At 65.9% G+C, this 19,950-nt stretch carries 17 protein-coding genes and 2 pseudogenes; 4 read left to right on the forward strand and 15 right to left on the reverse strand.

Annotated elements, in window-relative coordinates:
• Positions 1-1,338: IS21 family transposase (istA, locus tag AC5E6L_RS05810; protein WP_491771898.1), on the forward strand; the 1,338-nt coding region annotated here is incomplete at its 5' end.
• Here istA and AC5E6L_RS05815 read toward each other — a convergent pair.
• The 12 genes and pseudogenes from AC5E6L_RS05815 to betI form a co-directional block, all read right to left on the reverse strand.
• Positions 1,284-1,496, reverse strand: a pseudogene (locus AC5E6L_RS05815) (Arm DNA-binding domain-containing protein); the annotation flags it as partial. The gene istA and the pseudogene AC5E6L_RS05815 overlap by 55 nt on opposite strands.
• Positions 1,497-1,731: 235 nt before the next feature.
• Complete coding sequence (locus AC5E6L_RS05820; protein WP_491771900.1) at positions 1,732-2,736, reverse strand: glycosyltransferase; 1,005 nt, start codon at positions 2,734-2,736, stop codon at positions 1,732-1,734.
• Positions 2,729-3,433, reverse strand: a complete 705-nt coding sequence (locus AC5E6L_RS05825; protein WP_491229588.1) for an ABC transporter ATP-binding protein — start codon at positions 3,431-3,433, stop codon at positions 2,729-2,731. The genes AC5E6L_RS05820 and AC5E6L_RS05825 overlap by 8 nt, the downstream gene beginning before the upstream one ends.
• 11 nt (positions 3,434-3,444) lie before the next feature.
• Positions 3,445-4,272 (reverse strand): ABC transporter permease, encoded by an 828-nt coding sequence (locus AC5E6L_RS05830; protein WP_491771902.1) that lies wholly within the window; start codon positions 4,270-4,272, stop codon positions 3,445-3,447.
• A 290-nt stretch (positions 4,273-4,562) separates the two neighbouring features.
• Complete coding sequence (locus AC5E6L_RS05835) at positions 4,563-5,696, reverse strand: DUF1513 domain-containing protein (RefSeq protein WP_491771904.1); 1,134 nt, start codon at positions 5,694-5,696, stop codon at positions 4,563-4,565.
• Entirely contained in the window at positions 5,696-6,772 is a 1,077-nt protein-coding gene (locus AC5E6L_RS05840) for an imelysin family protein (protein ID WP_491771906.1), read from the reverse strand. Before AC5E6L_RS05840 ends, AC5E6L_RS05835 begins: the two co-directional genes overlap by 1 nt.
• Complete coding sequence (locus tag AC5E6L_RS05845; RefSeq protein WP_491771908.1) at positions 6,772-8,304, reverse strand: di-heme oxidoreductase family protein; 1,533 nt, start codon at positions 8,302-8,304, stop codon at positions 6,772-6,774. Before AC5E6L_RS05845 ends, AC5E6L_RS05840 begins: the two co-directional genes overlap by 1 nt.
• Before the next feature lie 159 nt (positions 8,305-8,463).
• Positions 8,464-9,738: an imelysin family protein gene (locus AC5E6L_RS05850; RefSeq protein ID WP_491229583.1), complete on the reverse strand. Its 1,275-nt coding sequence runs from the start codon at positions 9,736-9,738 to the stop codon at positions 8,464-8,466.
• 231 nt (positions 9,739-9,969) lie between these two features.
• Positions 9,970-11,628 (reverse strand): choline dehydrogenase, encoded by a 1,659-nt coding sequence (betA, locus tag AC5E6L_RS05855; RefSeq protein ID WP_491771910.1) that lies wholly within the window; start codon positions 11,626-11,628, stop codon positions 9,970-9,972.
• Positions 11,628-13,085, reverse strand: coding sequence for a betaine-aldehyde dehydrogenase (gene betB, locus AC5E6L_RS05860; RefSeq protein WP_491771912.1), 1,458 nt, complete (start codon positions 13,083-13,085; stop codon positions 11,628-11,630). Before betB ends, betA begins: the two co-directional genes overlap by 1 nt.
• A 9-nt stretch (positions 13,086-13,094) precedes the next feature.
• Positions 13,095-14,603, reverse strand: a complete 1,509-nt coding sequence (gene betC, locus AC5E6L_RS05865; protein ID WP_491771914.1) for a choline-sulfatase — start codon at positions 14,601-14,603, stop codon at positions 13,095-13,097.
• On the reverse strand, positions 14,600-15,172 hold the full coding sequence (gene betI, locus AC5E6L_RS05870) for a transcriptional regulator BetI (RefSeq protein ID WP_491230254.1): 573 nt from the start codon (positions 15,170-15,172) through the stop codon (positions 14,600-14,602). Before betI ends, betC begins: the two co-directional genes overlap by 4 nt.
• Before the next feature lie 121 nt (positions 15,173-15,293).
• On the opposite strand from betI, the gene choX reads away from it, so the two are divergent.
• The 3 genes from choX (at position 15,294) to choV (ending at position 18,212) form a co-directional block, all read left to right on the forward strand.
• Entirely contained in the window at positions 15,294-16,208 is a 915-nt protein-coding gene (gene choX / locus AC5E6L_RS05875) for a choline ABC transporter substrate-binding protein (protein ID WP_491230255.1), read from the forward strand.
• A 136-nt stretch (positions 16,209-16,344) separates the two neighbouring features.
• The gene (gene choW, locus AC5E6L_RS05880) at positions 16,345-17,181 is read left to right on the forward strand and encodes a choline ABC transporter permease subunit (protein WP_491230256.1); all 837 of its coding nucleotides are present in this window, start codon (positions 16,345-16,347) and stop codon (positions 17,179-17,181) included.
• Positions 17,178-18,212 carry a choline ABC transporter ATP-binding protein gene (gene choV / locus AC5E6L_RS05885; RefSeq protein WP_491230257.1) on the forward strand — a complete coding sequence of 345 codons (1,035 nt, stop codon included), beginning with the start codon at positions 17,178-17,180 and terminating at the stop codon, positions 18,210-18,212. The genes choW and choV overlap by 4 nt, the downstream gene beginning before the upstream one ends.
• Before the next feature lie 93 nt (positions 18,213-18,305).
• Here the strand turns inward: choV and AC5E6L_RS05890 are convergent, their stop codons facing one another.
• The 3 genes and pseudogenes from AC5E6L_RS05890 to AC5E6L_RS05900 form a co-directional block, all read right to left on the reverse strand.
• Positions 18,306-18,551, reverse strand: a complete 246-nt coding sequence (locus AC5E6L_RS05890) for a BtpA/SgcQ family protein (RefSeq protein ID WP_491771918.1) — start codon at positions 18,549-18,551, stop codon at positions 18,306-18,308.
• Positions 18,552-18,741: 190 nt separating this feature from the next.
• Positions 18,742-19,446: pseudogene (locus AC5E6L_RS05895) on the reverse strand (hypothetical protein); the annotation flags it as partial.
• The coding region (locus AC5E6L_RS05900; RefSeq protein ID WP_491771920.1) for an FGGY-family carbohydrate kinase at positions 19,443-19,950 on the reverse strand (508 nt) is incomplete at its 5' end. The gene AC5E6L_RS05900 and the pseudogene AC5E6L_RS05895, both read right to left, overlap by 4 nt.

Genomic DNA, 19,950 nt, shown 5'->3' on the forward strand with positions numbered 1-19,950 from the left:
CCATCAACCCGACCGCATCACACCAAAATCATACGGCTCTTGCGGATCTCCAGCTGGTCCAAGGCGATGCAGGAGGCGTCGGCCAGCGCCTATGTTCCGCTGAGCTTCGATCCAGGTGAAGCCTACCAGTTCGATTGGAGCCACGAGATCGTTCTGATCGACGGTGTGACCACAACAGTGAAGGTCGCCCGTATCCGCCTGTGCCACAGCCGGATGCCGTATGTGCGAGCCTATCCTCGCGAGACCCAGGGGATGGTGTTCGACGCGCACGACAAGGCGTTCGCCTTTTTCGGCGGCGCCTGCGCGCGAGGCATCTACGACAACATGAAGACGGCGGTGGACACGATCTTTGTCGGCAAGGATCGGGCCTACAATCGCCGCTTCCAGCAGATGTGCGGGCATTACCTGGTCGAGCCGGTTGCCTGTACACCCGCGTCCGGCTGGGAGAAGGGGCAAGTCGAGAACCAGGTCGGCGTGATCCGCCGGCGGTTCTTCGTGCCGCGCCCGAAGTTCAAATCCTATGCCGAACTGAATGCCTGGCTCGAAGACCGCTGCATCGCCTACGCCCGGGCAAACACGCATCCGGAACTGCGGGAGCAGACCATCTGGGAGATGTTCGAAGAAGAGCGGGCGAGCCTTGTTCCCTATGTCGGTCCCTTCGACGGGTTCCATGCCGTGCCGGCATCTGTCTCAAATACCTGCCTGATCCGCTTCGACAAGAACCGATACTCGGTCGATGCCCGCGCGGTGGGGCGGCCGGTCGAGATCAGAGCCTATGCCGATCGGCTGAAATGCTGGCAGGATGGTCGGATCGTCGGCAGCCATGAGCGTGTCTTCGGGCGCAACAACACCGTCTACGATCCCCTGCATTACATACCCGTCTTGGCCCGCAAACCCGGCGCCCTGCGCAACGGAGCGCCGTTCAAGGCGTGGGATCTGCCGACCGCTCTGCGGCGCGTACAGCGCAAGCTGGAACGCCAACCAGGTGGCGACCGGCAGATGGTCGATATCCTTGCCGCCGTGCTCACCGATGGCCTGGACGCCGTCGATGCCGCCTGCGCCGAGGCGCTGGCACACAATGTCCATTCCACCGGTGTCGTTCTGAACATTCTGGCCCGTCATCGCGAACCGTCGCCGCCCCTGACAATCGCAACCTCGGACGCGTTGCAGCTGGCCTGCGAGCCAACAGCCGACTGCAACTGCCAAACAGTGACCGCGCGACGCTCTTCCTCTCGTTCGGCTACGGGGTCATCACCTTGGGCGACGTCACCCAGGCGGACTTTCACCGCGCGACGGGCAGTTTCCGGGGTCCACACCCCGTGCAAGCCGATCGAGTAGCGGCGTGACCGTCCGCGTGCGCGATACTGAATGACGTAGCTGCGTTTGCCGGACGGGAAGACTCGCAACTCGAAGCAGGGCAGCTCATCGTCCCAGATGATGTAGTCCTTGGCCTGTGTCTCGGCACCGTCTACGGTTCGTTTCGTGATCTTCGCCATCGTCTCGGTTCCTGTCGGACCCGGATTTCACGTAAGCACATGGGAGCAAATTCCGGGGTTATCGGGGGATAGAGTCTTCGGAGCGTTGATTCAGAAAGTCTATTGGAAGCAGTGGCTTATCGTGCTCTGGCGTACTCTGTCGCGCAATTCGGAATGGCCATTAGGCCAGCTCCCGACCATGTATCCGTTCATCACCGTGGTCGCGGGCCGATCCCGCAGCCCCGGCAGGCGCCGATCACGAAAATGCGCGCCAGAAGAGCGCCAGGAGCATTGCCGTGTAAATGATGACAAGGACCGCCAGCGCGACGACGGCATATTTGGCCAGCCGGATCAGTTGGCCGCCCTTGGTCACGATCCGGTCGTAAAGGATGCCACGCAGGGAAAAGCTTCGCTCCCGCTCATAGAGAAAGAAGGTCTCGCGCCGCCATTTCTTGATGAGGAGCAGCAGTTCGTCGCGGTCGAGATAGGACGTCCAGACATCATCGAGGTCTAACATCATCATGTCCGGTGGCTCGGAATATTTGAGCTGCCAGGGCTTCTTGACGATATAGTGCAGGACCTTGGCCTTTGACTGGTCGATCTCAACGCCTGAATAGGCATAGAAATGACGGGTCACATTATACTCGGCCGGCAGAAGCCTGGCCTGGTTGTGCAGGATGTTGTTCAGATGGCCCTGATCGCCCCCGTCATAGGATTCGGAGTCCCTGAGGGCCGCGATGATCTGCGAGAACAGCGCGGCGCTCGGCTGGCAGACAAAGAGACCGGTGTTGAAGCGATGCGTGTTCGTCGATTCCACATAGTCGGGCGCGAACCACAGGCCCTCATGCGCGAACAGTTCGCCGATGGCGTTGCGGATGATCATGTCCGAATCGAGAAAGACCAGCTTGCCGATCGGCTCGAGCCCGAACGCCCAGAACTTCGACAGAACCTGGGCGAACTCGGAACGTCCCGGATTATAGTCCGGGTTGACGATCTTGGGGATCGGGATGAAGTGCGTGTTCTGCCAGCCGACGCGTTCCTTATAGGTCCACTCGACGTCGGTGAGCACGATGAGCGGGCGCCGGTCACCTGTGGCACGCAGCGAGTTGTGCAGACCGATCAGCCCGAAGAAGTAGTTGGGCGTACACAGCGTCACATAGGCTTCGCCCATATCGGCATCGATCTGCGAAACGCTTTTGTTGACCTCCCTTACAGCTTGCGTGATGCGGTCGCGGTTGGTAAATGAAATCGGTTCAAACACGTGTTACTGCCCCCTGTGATATCGCGATCTGCCGACAGCCGAACGAGGCCATCATGTGCTCGTCATGCGATGCCAGCACGAGGATGCGTACCGAGTCGATGAAGTCGGCTATTCTCTGGACCATCTTTTTCTGGAAGTTCGCGTCGGCGGTGCCCAGATATTCGTCGATGAGCACGATTTCGGGATTGATCGCCGTCGATATCGCAAACCCCAGCCTTGAAAACATGCCCGCCGAATAGGTCTTCACCGGCATGTTGAGGAACTCGCCAAGCTCGGTGAACTCGGCGATGCTCGGGATCAGGTCGCGGATTTCCCGTTCCCGCATGCCCAGCAGGTAACCGCGCAGATAGACGTTCTCTATCCCCGTCGCCTCGGGGTCCATGCCGGCGGCGGGGTCGATCAGCGTGCCCACGGTGCCGTCGATTTCGATGGAGCCGCCGGTCGGCTTGTAGATGCCGGCGAGCGTGCGCAGAAGGGTCGACTTGCCCGCGCCATTGTGGCCGACAAGGCCGATCCGCTCGCCGTCGCCGATCTCCAGCGACACATTGTCCAGCGCCTTGACGGTCATCGCATCGTCGGCGCCCTTGGCGATGCGCCCGCCCGTCGCCTGGGACAGGATCTGCTTTTTCATCGAACGCGAGTTCGAACCGTAGACCTTGAACTCGACGGTCAGGTTCCTGATCGAGATATGCGCCATGGCGAGCGTTCCTAGACCCAATAGGGTATGCGCGCATAGGCGCGGCGATAGAGCCAGGCCGTGACCGGCAGGGCCAGCAGCACCATCAGCGAGGCGGCCAGCCACGATTGGGGGGCCGGTGCCGCGCCCAGAAGCGGCGCGCGCACGATCTCGATCAGATGGTAGAACGGGTTGAGCGCGACGAGCGCGGGACGCTCGGGCAGCGCATCGACCGACCAGAAGATCGGCGTGACGAAGAAGACGACCTGAAGCATGTTGCCGATGACCTGCGGAATGTCGCGATAGCGGGTCGACAGGATCCCGGCCACCAGCCCCATCAGGAAGATGTTGGCGCAGAACAGCACGAAGCCGGGAATGAACAGCACCATCGCCCAGGACAGTTCGTGCCTGAAGATCAGATAGACGATCAGGTAGATCGCCATGTTGAACAGCCAGATGATCATGTTGCGCGCAAACGTGCGATAATAGTGCACGCTCAGCGGCATCGGCACGTTCTTGATGTAGCCCTCGGACTGGATGAAGGCGGTGCAGCCCTCATTGACCACCGAGGTCAGCAGGCCCCAGAAGATCAGCCCCGTCGCCAGATAGGGGATGAAGATGTCGATCGGCTGGTTGAACACCTGGCTGAAGACGAAGCCGAGCGCGGCGACCATGATGCCCATCGACAGGGTGATCCAGAACGGGCCGAAGGTCGAGCGGCGAAAGCGCTGCTTGATGTCGTGAGCGGCGAAATGCCACCACAATTGCGGCTTGACGAGCCCTTCGAGCAGGTCGGCCAGAGCCTGGGCGCGAACGTTCGACGCCTTGATGACGGTCCTGCGGTTTTTCGGCGAAGACATCAGCATTCCGGGCAGGGGGCGGCCACGGCGACATGCGCGCAAAGACCGCCGCGCCCCGTGGACGGCGGGCTCGGATACTTCAAGATGCGCATCGATGAAACCTTCCTGCGCAATGGCCCTTTACGCCGCTTGCCCAACACGACATGCCCGACGCGCCAGTGGCCGGATCCTGCAAGGGCGCACGCCCGACGACCGGCCCCCACGGGCCAGATCGGTACGGACGGGCGAACCCGACGATGGCGGCCAGATATCCCGCCTGCGGCTCCAATGCTACCCCCAATGGCATGAAATCAACGCATTGCACGGAAACCGGGCGCTTGCCCCCGCGCATCGGCGATATCGACGATGTGGTTGTCGAAGCCGAGCCGATGCCGGCGCGCGGCGAAGGTGCCCTCGCCCGACGAAAAGGCAAAGCCGGAACCGCTCGGCGCGATGCCGCACACATCGGGCAGCATCGTCGAGCGGACGATGCCGCCCCTGTCAGGGTCCACCTCCAGCGCGACACCGCCACGCGGCGAGGCAATGGCGATATGGCCGGTCTCGGCATTCGCGGCGATCGATCCGACATAACCGCGCAGGGACAAGGTTGCGGCCTGCGGCAGGTCGACCGGCTCGCACGCCCCCGTCCGCATCCTCGCGCGGCCGATCAGCGCCACGGGCTCGGCGATGTCGCCCTCGTTCTGACAGGCGAACCAGACATCGCCCCCGGACCCGATCGCCAGATGGCGGATCGACAGCTTGCGCATGTGCGCCGGCAGCGCGTGTCGCGCGATCAGGGAGCCGGATTCGGCGTCGATGAAGGCAAGGTTCGGCCGCATGGTCGGCACGTTCAGCTTGGCGCGCGGATAGTCGGGATGGGTTTCGATGCCGCCATTGGCGACCGCCAGCGTCTTGCCGTCGAGCAGGAGCGCCAGTTCGTGCGGACCGGTCCCGAACGTGTCGAACTCGCCCAGGCGCACATGGTCGCCGGTCGCATCGTAAACACCGACCACGCCGCGCGCGGCGCCGAAATCGTTCTCGGTCGCATAGAGCAGCCGCCCATCGGCCGAAAACGCGCCATGGCCGTAAAAGTGGCGGCCCTCGGGCGCCTTTATGATCCGCGGTTCGTCCGCGCGCGCCAGATCGAAGGCCGCAGCGAAAGTGCCCGGCCGGCGCGCGAACGCAATCAACGTCGTCCCCCCCGGCCGGCGGACGAGATCGTGCCCGCGCGCGGGCAGCGCATAGCGGTGCACGATCGCCCCGTCCTCGCTCAGGAGCGCGATCCCGAAAGCGCCGCCCCTGTCGCGATAGGCCGAGGCGAACACGGCATCGCTTCGCGCGAGCGCTTCGGCGGCGGGCGGCGCAAGCGAAGCGGCAAAACCCGCGCCCGCCGCCTTCAGGAACGCACGGCGCCCGATGGGCGATGTGCCGCCGCGGCGGAACATCAATCGCCGTCCAGCGACGAGAACCCCGAAGACAGCTCGTATATCTCCCTGAGCCGCCTCGCCGAGACGTCCGCCAGGCCCGTGACGATCAGGCCGACATAGGTCATGCGGCCATAGGCGTCCTCATCTGCGGCGATCGCCTCAACCGGCATCCGGGTTTGGCCCAGGGCGCGCGCGGCATTGCCGAATTCGAACGTCATCGCGCCGACGAAGCGCCCGCGCTCGGCGTTCACGGTCGCTTGAAGATCGGCCGCATCGACCAGGGCGCGCAGCCCGGCAATGTTGGCGGCCAGCGAGGGCACCCAGTTGTGCGAGCGCCAGAACAGCGCCGAACGGGGCCGCATGCCGGCCCGGTCCTTGCGCAAAACCGCGTCGACACGTTGCACCTTCATGATCTCCAGGGCGTCGCCGATCGTCTTGACCAGGGCATTGATCTGCTCGGCCTCGTCGCGGAACAGCGGGTTGTCGGCCGACGGGTCGAGCCAGAGCGCGGCGATGCCGTCATCGGCCTGCCAGGCGGCGGAGAGCGCGCCGGCGATCGTGGCGACATTGCCGGCGACGGCCCGGGCGTAGGCGCAGCGCCGCGCGTCGGGGCCGGAGACGATCGTCTCGCCGCCGGTGCCGAACAGCGCATATTCGAGCGCCGCAAGGCCCTGGACCGCGACCGACTTGCCGGCCAGCGTTTCGCTGCGCAGCGCCGTTTCGCCGCCGGTGGCGATCACGGCCTGTATCTGCCGCAGACCCCGGCCGCGCCGGTCGGGCCAGAACAGGATGCGCTCCAGCCGGTTTTCCCGCGACAGCGGGCCGAGCCGGACGAACTCGATGCGTCCCCATGCCTCGACCAGCCCGCCAAAACCGGCGCGAGCGGCCGCCAGCGCGTCCCCGGAGGGCTGCGCGCACAGGGCGGCCGTCGATCGGGCCATCATCCGGGCCTGATCGGCGAACGCGGCAAAGCCGGGGCGGATGGCCTTGTCGATCGCATCCTCGACCGCTTGCGCGATGGTCTTGTCCTGCGCCTTGGATGCGCCCGGCCATGCAAGGATGAGCGCGAGGGCGCAGGCAACGACAAAACGCATCAAAGGCTCTCCACAAAGGCGATCAGCGCGTCGCGGTCGGCCTTGTCGAGCGCGGCGAAGGCATCGCGCGCCCGTTCGGCTTCGCCGCCGTGCCACAGGATCGCCTCTGTCAGATTGCGCGCCCGGCCGTCGTGCAGAAAGAAGGTGTGGCCGTTGACCGTTTCGGTCAGGCCGATTCCCCAGAGCGGCGCGGTGCGCCATTCCGTGCCGCTCGCGCGGCCGACCCTTTGGCCGTCGGCGAGCCCCTCTCCCAGATCGTGCAGCAGGAAGTCCGAATAGGGCCAGATCAGCTGGAAGCGGTGCGCGGGGTGCGCCGCCTGGTGGGACGTGACGAATTTCGGCGTGTGGCAGGCAACGCAGCCGCTCTCATAGAACGCCTGCTTGCCGCGCAGGATGCGCGGCTCGTCCACGTCGCGACGCGCCGGCACGGCCAGGTTCTCCGAGTAGAAGACGACGAGATCGAGCACGGGATCGGGCGCCTCGGTGTCGCCCAGGCGCGGCTGTACGCCGGTCGGCATGGCAAGGCACTCGGGCTGGTTCTGGGTGCAGTCGCCGTGATGGCCGGGCGCGTCGGGCGAGGAAATGCCGATGTCGCCGGCGAACGCGCCGGCGGACTGCTGGCGAACCGTGGCGTTCTGCGCCTTCCAGCCGAACCGGCCGAGCGCGACATTGCCTTGGGGGTCGCGCGCCAGCGCAACGCGCCCCGAAATGCCGTCTTCGTCGAGATCGTCGGGGTCGGCGTTGGCGATGATGTCGGCGGGATGGATCGCCTCGATCAGGCCCATGCCGATCATCTGCGGGGCGATGCGCGGCGACAGCGTCGTGTCCGGATGCATCGGCCCGTAGCCGAGATCGGCGACCGAATAGGTCGGCTTGCGCAGCATGACGATGGTGCCGTCGCCGAGTTCGAACGGCTCCTCCTGATAGGTGATCACCATCCTGCCCTCGGCCCGAAGGCCCGGCACGGCGAGATCCTGCAACTGACCGCCATAGGTCGGATCGGGCATGTTGGCGGCGCGATAGGTCTCGACCGCCGCGATCTCGTCGGGCGTCTGCGCCTTGCGGGCCAGCCGCAGGAACATGGAGGTGGCGTCCGGATCGCCCTCGGGCGGATGGCCGCGCCCGTCCTTGAGGTGGCAGCTCTGGCAGGCGCGCGCGTTGAACAGCGGGCCGAGCCCGTCGGACGCCTGGGTCGACGATGGCGAGGACACCCACAGCTTGCGGAACAGCGCGTTGCCGAGCTTGAAGTCCTGCTCCTGCTCGAAGGTCAGGTTCCGGTTGGAATGGGAAAAAGCATCGCGATTGACGCGCTTGCGCGACGTGCCGGCCCCGCCGGCCATGGCCTCGAAGGGTTCGGCCGCGGTGAAGTCCCCGGTCGGCTGCGTGACGCGCTCCACGCGCGCCCGATCCTCGGCCGTCAGATCGGCGCGTGATCGCGGCAGGTCGTAGCCATCAAGGGCGCCCGCCGGCGTGGCGGCGATCAATGCGGCAAGGCCGATGACGAGGGCTCTTCTGCGCGATCTGGAGCACATTTGGTTCGTCCGCTGAAAAATAGGTCACCTTGGCGGCCTGGTCCTGTTCCCCGGCATGCCCCTCCGCGCGGCCGGGCCGTGCAAGCCCAACCGCACATCAAGCCCTCACCCCGAGCCCTTCGAAGGGCGAGGCGAGAACGGCCGACCCGCCTGCTTGCCTTACTGGAATACGGCCTGGGGATCGTCGAGACTGTCGGAACCCTCAAACTCCAGCGTGCCCAGCTTAAGCGCGGCGACGGCCCGTTCGATCGAGCGCGTCTGGTCGATAAGGCCGTCGATCGCGGCCTGCACGACCGCGTTGCCCGCGTCATTGCCCTCGCCGATCATCTGGTCATAGGCTTCGACGGTCTCGGCGCGATCGACCATAACCTGCATCAAGTCGACGGTCGTCATGAGCTTGCCGGCCAGTTCTTCGGCGACGGCGGGATCGGCGGCCGCCACCAGATCGCGGATCGCCGGTCCCGAGACCACCGACCCGTCAACGCGCCTATAGGCTCCGGTGTAGACATTGTTGATGCCGACGGCGTTGTAGCGGTGCGAGTTGTGCGTGTTGTCGGCGAAGCAGTCATGCTCCTCCTCGGGATCGTGCAGAAGCAGGCCGAGCTTCATCCGCTCGCCGGCCAGTTCGCCGTAGGACAGCGATCCCATGCCCGTCAGGATGATCGACAGCGCATTTTCAGGATCGGCGAGCAGTTCGCCGCGGGCGTCTCCGCCAGCTTCCCAGTTGCCGACCATTTCCTCAAGATCGGTCAGAAGCAGGTCGGAGGCCGCCACCAGATACGCCCCGCGCCGGTCGCAGCTTCCGTTGGTGCAGTCCTCGCCCGCCGCATAGTCGGTCCAGGGCCGCTCGCCGGCGCCCGGCCCCGTGCCGTTCAGATCCTGGCCCCACAAAAGGAACTCGATGGCATGGTAGCCGGAGGCGACATTGGCCTCCACTTCGCCGGCCTCGTGCAGAACGGACGCGATGAGATCCGGCGTGATCGCCGAGGCGTCGACCGCCTCGCCGTTGACGGCCACGGCGGCATTGGCGATCACGTTGGCCGTATAAAGCGTGTTCTCGTCATTTTCGGTCCCGTAGGACGCATCGACATAGTCGATGAGGCCCTCGTCCAGCGGCCAGGCGTTCACCCGGCCCTCCCAATCGTCGACGATGGCGTTGCCGAAGCGGTAGACCTCGGTTTGCTGATAGGGAACGCGGGCGGCGAGCCATGCATCCCTGGCCGCTTGCAGTGCCTGGGCGGAGGGGCTCGAAACCAGCGCGCCGATGGCCGAATCGAGCGCTTTGGCCGTCTCCAGCGAATCCTGGTACTTGGCGAGCGCCATATCGGCGTAATGGGTCGCCACGGTTTCGGCGGTCACTTCGGCCATGGCCGGCGCCGCGCCCAGGGCAGACGTCATCAGCAACGCCGCCGCGAGTGGTGAGGTGGATTTCATCTGAAGGCTCCGATCAACAAAAAGGTCTGTGATTGAATTTCGTGGAAAAGCCTCACCGTAACGGAAGACCTGCATTTCCATTTTTCGGACCCGACCGGAAAATGGCCGGGCACCGGCCGGCCTCGCGCTCGCTGAACGTCGATCAAAGCTTGCCGGCCAAGCCTACCTATGCAGGATCGGAAAAGTGGTGTCAAACACTCTAGTTTTGAACGATTCCAGGCTGAAACAGCCCTATCGCTGCGCTGTCCGCCAGTCCGGGTGGATCCACGGCTCGCTGTTGTCGGGCGCGAGCGGAGCCCGGCCCGCAATGTGATCGGATGCCTTCTCGCCGACCATGATCGAGGGCGCGTTGAGATTGCCGTTGGTGATCCGCGGAAAGATCGAACTGTCGGCGACGCGCAAGCCGTCAACGCCGATCACGCGGGTTTCGGGGTCGACGACGGCCATCGGATCGTCGCGCGCGCCCATGCGGGCCGTGCCGCAGGGGTGATAGGCGCTTTCGACGTGGGCGCGGATGAAATCATCGAGTTCATCGTCGCCCTGCACATCGGCGCCGGGCTGGATTTCATGCTTGTAGTAGGGCGCGAACGCCTCCTGCGCGAAAATCTCGCGGGTCAGGCGAATGGCGGTCCGAAAATCCTGCCAGTCCTCTTCGTGGCTCATATAGTTGAAGAGGATGCTTGGCGCTTCTCGCGGATCGGTGGATCGCAGGGCCACCGCGCCGCGCGACCGGCTGCGCATCGGCCCCACATGGGCCTGAAAGCCGTGGCCCTCGGCCGCCGCCCGGCCGTCATAGCGCACCGCGATCGGCAGGAAGTGATACTGGATGTCCGGATAGTCGATGCCGGCGGCGGAGCGGATGAAGGCGGCGCTTTCGAACTGGTTGGATGCCCCCGGCCCGGAGCGCGACAGCAGCCAGCGCGCACCGACATAGGCCTTGCCCGGAAGGTTCCAGTAGCGGAACAGCGAAACCGGCTGCGAGGCGGCGGCCTGGATATAGAGTTCGAGATGGTCCTGAAGGTTGCGGCCGACACCCGGCCGATCCGCCACGACATCGATGCCGTGCCCGGCCAGATGCGCGGCCGGGCCGATGCCGGACAGCATCAAAAGCTTGGGCGTGTTGATCGACGAGGCGGCGAGGATGACCTCGCGTTCCGCGACGATGGTTTCGATTCGACCGCCGCGCTCGACCTCGACCCCCGTGGCGCGCCCCTGCTCCATCACGACCTTGCGGGCCAGGGCGCGCACCAGCGTGCAGTTGTCGCGCTTGAGGGCCGGTCGCAGATAGGCTTTGGCGGCGGACCAGCGCTCGCCCTTGTGGACGGTCATGTCGAACGGGCCGAACCCTTCCTGGCGGTGGCCGTTATAGTCGCCGGTGACCGGATAGCCGGCCTGACGGCCGGCCTCGACGAAGGCGCGCGTGAGCGGGTTGTCGCGCCGCCCGCGCGTGACGTGAAGCGGGCCGTCGGCGCCGCGCCATGCCGGGTCGCCGCCATGGCCGCCATCGTCCCAGCATTCCAGGCGCTTGAAATAGGGCAGCACGTCCGCATAGCCCCAGCCGGCGGCGCCCTGGTCGCGCCAGTGGTCGTAATCGCGCGCATGGCCGCGCACATAGATCATGCCGTTGATCGAGGAGGAGCCGCCGACGACCTTGCCGCGCGGCACCGCCAGGCGCCGGCCGCCCAGATGCGGTTCCGGCTCGGTGCGAAAGCCCCAGTCGTAGCGCGCCATGTTCATCGGATAGCTGAGCGCGCCCGGCATCTGGATGAAAGGCCCCCGGTCGCTGCCGCCATGCTCGATGATGAGCACGCGCTTGCCGGCCTCGGCGAGGCGGCAGGCGACCGCGCAGCCCGCGCTGCCGGCACCGACGACGACATATTCGGCCTGCATCAAAAGGGCGCCTCCACCTCGCCCATGCGCACATAGACGGATTTGAGCTGGCTGTAGTGCTCGATCGCGGCCTTGGCGTTCTCGCGGCCGACACCGGACAGCTTGACGCCGCCGAAGGGCACCTCGACCGGCGCGTCATTGTAGGAGTTGATGAAACAGCTCCCCGCTTCGAGCCGGCCGATCACCCGGTGCGCGCGGCTCAGGTCGCCCGTGAAGACGCCGGCCGACAGGCCGTAGGGCGTGGCGTTGGCGCGGGCGACGGCCTCGTCCTCGGTGTCGAAATCCAGCACCGCCATCACCGGGCCGAAAATCTCCTCGCGAACGATGGTCATCCGGTCGGTGGCGTCGGCGAACACGGTCGGCGCGACGAAGAAACCGTCGCGGTCGATGCGCTTGCCGCCCGCGACCAGCCGCGCGCCTTCGGCGATGCCCTTGTCGATATAGCCCAGCACGATCTCCATCTGGGCCTGGCTTGCCATCGGCCCGAAGCTGGTGGCCATATCGCGCGGATCGCCGATGACGGCCTTGGCGAGCCGTTCGGCCAGCCGGTTCAGGAAACGTTCCTTGATGGCGCGCTGCACGAAGACGCGCGTGCCGTTCGAGCAGACCTGGCCGGAGGCGTAGAAATTGCCGAGGATCGCGCCGCCGACGGCGTTGTCGAGATCGCAATCGTCGAAGACGATCAGCGGCGACTTGCCGCCAAGCTCCATGGTGACGTGCTTCATGCCCTCGGCGGCGGCGGCGTAGACGCGCTTTCCGGTCGGCACCGATCCGGTCAGCGAGACCTTGGCGACGCGCGGGTCGGCGACCAGTTGCGCTCCTGTCTCCCCCATTCCCTGCACGACGTTGAAGACGCCGTCGGGCAGGCCGGCCTCCTTGAGGATCCCGGCGATCTTCAGCGCGCAGAGCGGCGTCGTCTCGGACGGCTTGAAGACCATCGCATTGCCGCAGGCCAGCGCGGGCGCCGCCTTCCAGCAGGCGATCTGGGTGGGGTAGTTCCACGCCCCGATGCCGACGCAAACGCCCAGCGGCTCGCGAACCGTGTAGGCCCAGTCATCGCCGAGCGGGATGTGCTCGCCGGTCAGGCTTGCCGCAAGGCCGCCGAAATACTCCAGCGCATCGGCGCCGCTCGTCGCGTCGGCGACCAGCGTCTCCTGCAACGGCTTGCCGGTGTCCATCGTCTCCAGCAGCGACAGCTCTTGATTGCGCGCGCGGATGATCTGCGCGGCGCGGACGAGGATGCGGCCGCGCGCGCGGCCCGGCATCCGCGCCCAGTCCTTCTGCGCATCGGCGGCCGCTGAAATCGCCTGCTCGACGATGGCCGCCGTCGCGGCGTGAACGGTGGCGATCGTTTCGCCCGTGGCGGGATAGATGACGGGGATCGCCTCGCCCGCCGCATCCTCGACATGGCCGCCGTCCACATAGTGGCTGGCGGTCGGTTGCACCGCATGAGCCATCGGCGTTCCTCACTCCCCGCGCGGATAGCGCTGGCGGTCCTCGACCTCGTTCAGGTCCATATGGTTGCGCATGAAGCGGTCGCTGGCCTTTTGCAGCGGCTGATAGTCCCAGGGGAAATAGGCGCCGTTGCGCAGCGCCTCGTAGACGACCCAGCGGCGCGCCTGGCTCTTGCGCACGTCGCCGTCGAACCGGTCGAGGTCCCAGCGCGCGTCGGCGGCGGCCCGCAAGCCCGACAGCGCCTCGGCGTGGGCCGGATCGCCGGCAAGGTTGATGCGCTCGTGCGGGTCCGCCTCAAGATCGAACAATTGCTCGGGATCGAGCGCGCAGCGCACATATTTGTAGCGCCCCTCGCGCAGGCCGACGAGTGGCGCGTAGGAAGCCTCGGCCGCATACTCCATCGGCACCGCGCCGCGCGCGGCGACCCCCTCGGCGACCGGCAGCAGGCTCTTGCCCGCCGTCCACGGCGCCACCTCGTCCATGCCGACGCCGGCAAGGGCGCACAGCGTGGGGCAGACATCGATGGTGGAGACCGGCTCGTCGATCCGCCGCGGTTCCAGCCCCGGCGCCGCCAGCATCATCGGCACGCGCGACGAGCCCTCGTAGAAGGTCATCTTGAACCACAGCCCGCGCTCGCCCAGCATGTCGCCATGGTCGGACACGAACAGGATCGCGGCCTCCTGATGGGTGGTTTCGAGGATGTCGAGAAGCTGGCCGACCTTTTCGTCGAGATAGGAGATGTTGGCGAAATAGGCCCGGCGCGCATCGCGAACATGGTCCTCGGTGATGTCGAAGCCGCGCCAGTCGTTCGCGTCGAAGATGCGCTGCGAATGCGGGTCGTGGTCCTCGTAGGGGATCGCTCCGACCTCGGGCAGAAGACGCTCGCAATCGGCGTAAAGGTCCCAGAACCTGCGGCGCGCCAGATAGGGATCGTGCGGATGTGTGAAGCTGACGGTCAGGCACCAGGGCCGCTCATCGTGGCGGCGCGCAAGGTCATAGAGCTTGCGCGCGGCGCAATGGGCCACCTCGTCGTCATATTCCATCTGGTTGGAGATCTCGGCGACGCCCGCGCCGGTCACCGAGCCCATATTGTGGTACCACCAGTCGATCCGCTCGCCGGGCTTGCGATAGTCCGGCGTCCAGCCGAAATCGGCCGGGTAGATGTCGGTTGTCAGCCGCTCCTCGAAACCGTGCATCTGGTCCGGCCCGACGAAATGCATCTTGCCCGACAAGCAGGTGTGGTAGCCCGCCCGCCGCAAATGGTGCGCATAGGTCGGCAGGTCGGAGGGAAACTCGGCGGCGTTGTCGTAGACACCGGTCACCGAGGGCAATTCGCCCGACATGAAGCTTGCCCGGCCCGGCGCGCAGAGCGGCGAGGCGGTGTAGCAATTGGCAAAGCGCACCGAACGGGCGGCCAGCCGCTTGAGGTTCGGCGCGTGCAGCCATTGCGCCGGCCCGTCCGGAAACAGCGTTCCGTTGAGCTGATCGACCATCAGGACGAGGATGTTGGGATGCCTCATGCGCAAACCTCCAGTTCCCGGTCCAGCGCGGCCAGGACGTGGGGCACGGCGCCCTCGGCCGAATCGCCCGTCGCGGCGTGGGCCGAACGCAGGTAAAGACCGTCGATGAGCGCGCCGATCCGTTCGGCGATCTCCCAGGCGCGCGCGCCGGCAAGCGGGCGCAAATCATGGACCAGATTGGAGCGCAGGCGCCGGTGATAGGCCCGCAGCAGGCGGCGCGCCTCGTCGGAGCGGTAGGCAAGCACGTAGAAATTGAGCCAGGAGGCGATCACACCGGGGTGGAAGTTGGGCGAGCTGAAACTGGCGGCGACCAGGGCGTCAAGGCGCGCCCGCGGCGTTCCGGCATCGGCAACCGCGCTGCGGACCTGGGCGCCATAGACTCTGAGCACATGGCGCATGGCCGCCAGGAAGAGACGCTCCTTGTCGCCGAAATAGTGGAAGGCCAGCGCCGGTGATACGCCCGCGCGCCTTGCGATGCGCCCGACGGTTACCTCCAGGGAGCCGGTTTCGCCGATCTCGACGATCGCCGCATTCACCAGTTGCGCCCTGCGCTTGAGTTCGACGCCCATGGCCGATTCCAAAAAGGAGTTGCATTCTCGGATTAATCATTCATTGTTTGATCGGTCAATCAAAAAAGCGCGCCGGGAAGAATCTCCAAGCCGGTGGGGTCTTTAATGTAGGGAGGCGTTGATGAAGTTAGCTACCGCCGTTTCGGTTCTGTCCATATGCGCGGTGGGCACGGCCCATGCGGCTTGCGAGACCGTGGTGATGTCCGATGTCGGCTGGACCGACATCACCACCACCACCGCGACCGCCAAGCACGTGCTGGAAGGGCTGGGCTACGAGGTGGACGTGAAGGTTCTGTCGGTTCCGGTGACGTTCGCATCCCTGGAAAGCGACGATGTGGACGTGTTTTTGGGCAACTGGATGCCGGCCCAGACCAGCGCGATCACGCCCTATCTTGAAAGCGGCGAGATCGAGCAGATCAACGTCAACCTGGAAGGCACGAAATACACGCTCGCCGTGCCCACCTATACCTGGGACGCCGGCCTTCAGAGCTTTGCCGACATCGCCAGCTTCGCCGAGGAGCTCGACGAGAAGATCTACGGCATCGAGCCGGGCAATGAGGGCAATGCCTATCTCGTCAGCCTGACGGAGAACGACACGCACGGGCTGGGCGATTTCAGGGTGGTCGAAAGCTCCGAACAGGGCATGCTGGCGCAGGTCGCGCGCGCCTACAAGGACAATGAGCATGTGGTCTTCCTTGGCTGGGAGCCGCATCCGATGAACGCCAATTTCTCGCTGAAATACTTGCCCGGCGGCGAAGATTTCTTCGGCGGCGAGGGCGTCGTCCATACGGTGACCCGCGCCGGCTACTCGGCCGAATGCCCCAATGTCGGCACGCTGTTTTCCAACATGGATTTCACCCTGGAGATGGAAAACAAGATCATGGGTCAGATCCTCGATGACGGCGCCGATCCCGATGACGCCACCATGGCGTGGCTCCAGGAAAACGCCGATGTTCTCGATGTCTGGCTCGACGGGGTGACGACGCGCGACGGCGGCGATTCCATGACCGCGGTGAAATCGCATCTGGGCTTGTGAATCCCCGCCGACCACCCGCCTTGCGGGCGGCACGGTTTCTTCCCCGTCGCCTTAGGGCCGCATATGGGCGACCGGCCGGCGTTGCGGTACGCGCCGGCCGCCCCATGGGCGAAACGCCAAAGGGAGGGGCGGCGCTTTGGATTGGCTGACCGAAAACAAGATTCCGGTGGGCGATGCGGCGAGCGCCGTCTTTGAATGGGTACGCGACAATGGCGAGGTCTTTCTCGAAGCCTTCTCCGATGTCATGGAAGGGCTGATCGATGCGATCCTGTGGCTGTTGCAGACGCCCAATCCGCTGATCATCGTCGCCACCTTCGTCGCCGTCACCTATTGGCTGCAACGCAGTTGGAAGACCGCCGCGCTCGTCATGCTCGGCTTTCTCTTCATCATCAATCAGGGCTACTGGGAGGAGACGACCGAAAGCCTCACCCTGGTGCTTTCGTCCTGCATGATGTGCATGGCGATCGGGGTGCCCATCGGCATCGCCGCCGCGCACCGCCCGAGATTCTACACCTATCTGCGGCCGGTTCTCGACCTGATGCAGACCCTGCCGACCTTCGTCTATCTGATACCGGCCATCGTCTTTTTCGGCATCGGCATGGTGCCGGGCCTGATCGCCACCGTGATCTTCGTGCTGCCGGCGCCGATCCGCCTGACCTATCTGGGCATATCGTCGACGCCGCAGTCCCTGCTTGAGGCGGCGCGCGCCTTCGGCGCCACGCGGCGGCAGACGCTCCTGAAGGTGGAACTGCCCTATGCCGTGCCGCAGATCATGGCCGGGCTGAACCAGACGATCATGCTGTCGCTGTCGATGGTGGTGGTGGCCGCGCTGGTCGGCGCCGACGGGCTGGGCGTTCCGGTCGTGCGCGCGCTCAACCAGGTCAACACATCGCTCGGCTTTGAATCCGGCTTCGTCATCGTCGTCGTGGCGATCATGCTCGACCGCATCCTGCACATGGGGGCAAGGCGATGAGCACGGCGATCTCGATCGACAATGTCTCCATCGTGTTCGGACGCAATCCCGAACGCGGCCTGCCGCTGATGGATGCCGGCGGGGAACGCGGCGAGATCCAGGCCGAGACCGGCCTCGTCCTTGGCGTGCACGATTGCGCGCTTACCGTTAAGGAAGGCGAGATCCTCGTGCTCATGGGGCTGTCCGGGTCCGGCAAGTCCACGCTCCTGCGCGCCGTCAACGGCCTCAATCCGGTCGTTCGCGGTGCGGTGCACGTCAATGACGGCGACACCATGGTCGATGTGACGAACGCCGATACGGCAACGCTGCGCCGCATCCGCATGCACCATGTCGCCATGGTCTTTCAGCAGTTCGGCCTGTTGCCCTGGCGGACCGTGCGCGAAAATGTCGGGCTCGGGCTCGAACTGGCCGGCATGGTCCGCGCCGAGGCGCGCGCGCGCGTTGACGAGCAGCTCGAACTGGTCGGCCTTTCGGATTGGGCCGACCGCAAGGTGGGCGAACTGTCCGGCGGCATGCAGCAGCGCGTCGGCCTTGCCCGCGCCTTCGCCACACGGGCACCGATCCTGTTGATGGACGAGCCCTTCTCGGCGCTCGATCCGCTGATCCGCACCAAGCTCCAGGACGAGTTGCTGGAGTTGCAGGAACGGCTCAGGCGCACGATCCTGTTCGTCAGCCACGATCTTGACGAGGCGTTCAAGCTGGGCAACCGGATTTCGATCATGGAAGGCGGGCGGATCGTCCAGACGGGCGCGCCGCAGGATATCTTCAGCGATCCCAAGAACGACTATGTCGCCGAATTCGTGCAGCACATGAACCCGCTGGGCGTCCTGCGCGCCCGCGATCTGATGCAGCCGCTGGCCCCGGCCGCAAGGCCCCTGGCCACGGTCGACGCCGACCGGCTGGTGCGCGACGGCCTTGAGGGCCTGATCGGCACGGACGCGCCGATCGGCGTGACCGAGGGCGGGCGCCTCATCGGACAGCTCGGCAAGGACGATGTCCTGCGCGGCCTGCGCCGCGCGAACGGCGCTTGACCGATGCCCTGATCGACCTGCGGTCCGTCGGAGCATGTTCCCGAAAAGTATATGCGGTTTCCGGGAACATGCCCCACGGCCTGTGGGGACGCTCTATTCGGCGGCGATCGGCTTTCGGGCATTGTAGTCCCTGGCGATCGCGACAAGCCTGCGCACCCGCTCCGGGTCGACGGGATTGTCGAAGATGCCGTCCTTCTTGAAGAACGTGCCGACCACGGCACCGTCGGCATAGGCGAACTGCTCGGCGATATTGGTGTCGCATACGCCGGTGTTCACGAGCACCGGCGTGTCCGGCACGGCCTGCTTGACGATCCGAAGCGCGCAGGTGTCGGTGGGCACGCCCGCGGTCAGGCCGGAAACGCACAGCGCATCGGGGCACGCCGATGCGCGCCGCGCTCCGCTCGGTCGCTTCGACGAGCCATTGCGGCGGCAGCACGCCGCCCAGCGTGCCGCGCCCGTGAAAGCTGTGCAGGTTGACGACGGGCCCCGCGCCAAGGGCGATATCGCTATGGTCCTCCATGCCGGGCGTGTCGGTGGCCGGGCTGATGTCCACGACGATGAGCACGTCGGGCGCGAGCCGCCGCACCGTGGGCACCAGCGCCCGGATGGAGAACTCCTCCTGCACGCTGGCGATCAGCGATATCCGCCCGGCCGCGGGCGCGCCCAGGCGCTCGAGCATGGCGCCGATCGCGGCCAGGGCGGCCCGGTCGTCGAGCGCGTTGGCCATCATCGTGTCGCCCGTGACGTGGAAACTCCGCTCATAGACCGCAAAATCGCCCACCCGGACGCCGAGCCGCTCGCCCGCGTCCTGGGCGCTGCGCGCGCCCACATCGACCCACATCTCGCCGATCGGCCTGACGGTGTACTTCTCCGAATCGGGCGTGAAATGGTGCGGATAGGTGCCGAACACGCCGATCACGGGGCCGTCTTTTCCGCAGATCACGATACGCTGGCCGGCCAGAACGCGCTCCGGCACGCCGCCCAGCCGGTTCAGCCTGACAAAGCCGCGCCGGTCGATGTGGCGCACCACGAAGCCCAATTCGTCCATGTGCGCGACCAGCGCGATGTGCGGTTCGCCGGACCCCACCGTTACGGCAAGGTTGCCCAACCGGTCCTCGACGACCGTTCCGAACCGCGACCAGCGCTCGCCGATCATATCGGCCATGGCACCTTCGCGGCCCGACGGCGCGATCACGGCGGTCATCGCACCCACGGTGTCAACAAGATCGTTCATGCCTGCGCACTCCCTTCAGCATCAATGGAAAAGTGATCCTCGTCATTGAGCGTATGGGCGGCGGCGCGCACGCGCGCGATCCGGTCGATCGCCGCCTCGTCACGCTTGCGGGCGGCGATCCGCGCGCCGCGCGCGACCCGCCAGCGTCTGGCCACCTCCAGCGACGTCTCGGGCACCAGCAGGCTGGCGGCCTGAGCCGCCGCGCCCCATGCCACCGGCTCCTCGCACTCGGGCACGATCAGCGGCCGGCCCGAAAGGCGCGCGATCGTTTCCTGCCAGATCCGGCCGCGCGCGCCTCCGCCCACCAGCGTGACGGGCGCCTTTGGATCGACGCCGGATGCGTGCCGGTCGAGCACGGCGATGGATTCGACCAGCGAATAGGCCACGCCTTCATAGGCGGCCAGAAGGACCTCTCCGGGCAGCGTCGCATGATCGATACCGGCGATGGTGCCGCGCGCCAGCGGATAGTCCGGCAGCCGTTCCCCGCTCAGATAGGGCATGACG

It is taken from the genome of Roseitalea sp. (genome assembly GCF_984466335.1).

What these genes read in the sequence shown, in the direction of transcription:
- AC5E6L_RS05850 (WP_491229583.1), bottom strand. Translation starts at nt 9,738, where the DNA reads ATGAAATCCACCTCACCACTCGCGGCGGCGTTGCTGATGACGTCTGCC.
- betA (WP_491771910.1), bottom strand. Translation starts at nt 11,628, where the DNA reads ATGCAGGCCGAATATGTCGTCGTCGGTGCCGGCAGCGCGGGCTGCGCG.
- AC5E6L_RS05845 (WP_491771908.1), bottom strand. Translation starts at nt 8,304, where the DNA reads ATGTGCTCCAGATCGCGCAGAAGAGCCCTCGTCATCGGCCTTGCCGCA.
- AC5E6L_RS05825 (WP_491229588.1), bottom strand. Translation starts at nt 3,433, where the DNA reads ATGGCGCATATCTCGATCAGGAACCTGACCGTCGAGTTCAAGGTCTAC.
- betC (WP_491771914.1), bottom strand. Translation starts at nt 14,603, where the DNA reads ATGAGGCATCCCAACATCCTCGTCCTGATGGTCGATCAGCTCAACGGA.
- betI (WP_491230254.1), bottom strand. Translation starts at nt 15,172, where the DNA reads ATGGGCGTCGAACTCAAGCGCAGGGCGCAACTGGTGAATGCGGCGATC.
- choX (WP_491230255.1), top strand. Translation starts at nt 15,294, where the DNA reads ATGAAGTTAGCTACCGCCGTTTCGGTTCTGTCCATATGCGCGGTGGGC.
- AC5E6L_RS05835 (WP_491771904.1), bottom strand. Translation starts at nt 5,696, where the DNA reads ATGTTCCGCCGCGGCGGCACATCGCCCATCGGGCGCCGTGCGTTCCTG.
- AC5E6L_RS05840 (WP_491771906.1), bottom strand. Translation starts at nt 6,772, where the DNA reads ATGCGTTTTGTCGTTGCCTGCGCCCTCGCGCTCATCCTTGCATGGCCG.
- choV (WP_491230257.1), top strand. Translation starts at nt 17,178, where the DNA reads ATGAGCACGGCGATCTCGATCGACAATGTCTCCATCGTGTTCGGACGC.
- betB (WP_491771912.1), bottom strand. Translation starts at nt 13,085, where the DNA reads ATGGCTCATGCGGTGCAACCGACCGCCAGCCACTATGTGGACGGCGGC.
- AC5E6L_RS05830 (WP_491771902.1), bottom strand. Translation starts at nt 4,272, where the DNA reads ATGTCTTCGCCGAAAAACCGCAGGACCGTCATCAAGGCGTCGAACGTT.